This window comes from Streptomyces sp. YGL11-2 (assembly GCF_050054615.1).
In the GTDB taxonomy this organism is placed as follows: domain Bacteria; phylum Actinomycetota; class Actinomycetes; order Streptomycetales; family Streptomycetaceae; genus Streptomyces.
Genome location: NZ_JBNHIN010000141.1, coordinates 1 through 1,649 on the forward strand (window position 1 = coordinate 1; position 1,649 = coordinate 1,649).

The 1,649-nt window shown below is 68.6% G+C and carries 1 protein-coding gene; it reads right to left on the reverse strand.

The features are described 5' to 3' along the window. Positions 1-292 precede the first annotated feature (292 nt). The gene (locus tag ACO1BR_RS44015; protein ID WP_426800735.1) at positions 293-1,195 is read right to left on the reverse strand and encodes an NADP-dependent oxidoreductase; all 903 of its coding nucleotides are present in this window, start codon (positions 1,193-1,195) and stop codon (positions 293-295) included. Between the last annotated feature and the right edge of the window lie 454 nt (positions 1,196-1,649).

The following is a 1,649-nucleotide window of genomic DNA, read 5'->3' on the forward strand; positions in this document are numbered from 1 at the left end:
CTCGCCTCCGCCGCCTGACCGGCGCCCAGACCTGGGCCGGACTGGGAGTCTTCGCCTACAACCTCCAGCGGATGACCACCCTCAGCCGGTGAGGCAGGGGCCAATGGGTAGCCGTCGGACTGGTGCCCTCCAACAGCTCCGACCCCGTCACCAGCCCAAACCCTTTTTCAGGGGCAAGTAGCTATCGGATGGAGATCCGGCACCTGGTGTCGTTCACGCAACGATCTCGAACGCACCCCTGAATCTGGCGATGTGTCAGAAAAACCGGGAGGGTGTGGGAAACGCCGCTGTATCAGCCGACCAGCAGAACGAGCTTCCCGCGCACGTGACCGTCCTCGCTGACGCGGTGTGCCTCCGCGATCTCGGCGAGCGGGAAGGTCTGCGCGACCGGGAGCGCGAAGCGCCCGGCCTCGATCAACTCGCCGATCTCGGCAAGCACATGGATCGCGCGTCCGTCATCCCCGCGGCTGAACCTCACCCCATGCTCCTGCGCGCCGACGAAGTCAGCCACCGTCAGGATGTGCTCCGAGCCCCCGGCGAGCCCGATGAGCTCGGGCAGCACGCCGCTCCCGGCGACATCGAGCGCCAGGTCGACGCCGTCCGGCGCGAGCGCGCGAACCCGCTCGACCAGGTCCTCGCCGTACGCGACGGGTTCGGCCCCCAGCGAGCTCAGGTAGTCGTGGTTCGCCGGACTGGCAGTGCCGATCACGCGCGCGCCGCGCGCCACCGCGAACTGGACCGCGGCGCTGCCGACGCTCCCGGAGGCGCCGTTGATGAGCACCGTGCTGCCGCTCTTGACGCCGAGCTGGTCAACCGCGCGCATGGCCGTCTCAATGGCGGCCGGCAGCGCGGCAGCACCGGCGAAGTCGAGCGACGGCGGGATCGGTGCATAGAAGGACAGCACCGCCAGCTCGGCCTGCGCCGCTCCATCAAGGCAGAAGCCGAACACGCGATCGCCGACGGCCACATCCGAGGCGCCCTCGCCTACCTCGTCGACAACACCCGCGGCCTCATAGCCCAGAGTCTGCGGAAGCTCCACATCCATCAGGCCCCTGCGTTTCTTCCAGTCGCTCGCATTGACGCCGGCCGCGCGCACCGCGATCCGGACCTGCCCGGGACCCGGATGCGGATCGGGGAGATCCACGATCTCAAGGACCTCCGGGCCCCCGAACCGACTGAAGCGGGCGGCCTTCATCAACAGCTCCCGTCTCGCCCCCGGTTGTCGCGCCTGCTGCGCGCTCGACAATGGAGACTGCTCCTTCGACTTCGGACACCGTACGTCATGAACGGCGCCCCTCACCCGCTCCCTCATCGCCTTCGACCGCTAACGGGCTGACCCGCGATTGGTCTTGGGGTGTGTTGGCCTGCGGGTTCGGCTGGGTCGTGGTTCAGCAGGTCTTGATGCGAACGTGCACCAGCTCGGTGCTGGGTTTGTGCTGGGTGGGCCGCTTGGCGGCGCGGTCGGCGACCAAAGCGGCTATGGCGAGGTGACGCCATAGGTCTCGCGGCGGCCGGTGTACCGCTGGAGCGGGCGCCACTGCCGGACTTCGGCGTTAGCGTGCTCGACACAGATCCGGCGGGAGGACTGGCGGCGTCTCATCTCGCGCCAGCCGTACCGCTCAGAAACGGACCGTCGTTCGGGGCCTTCA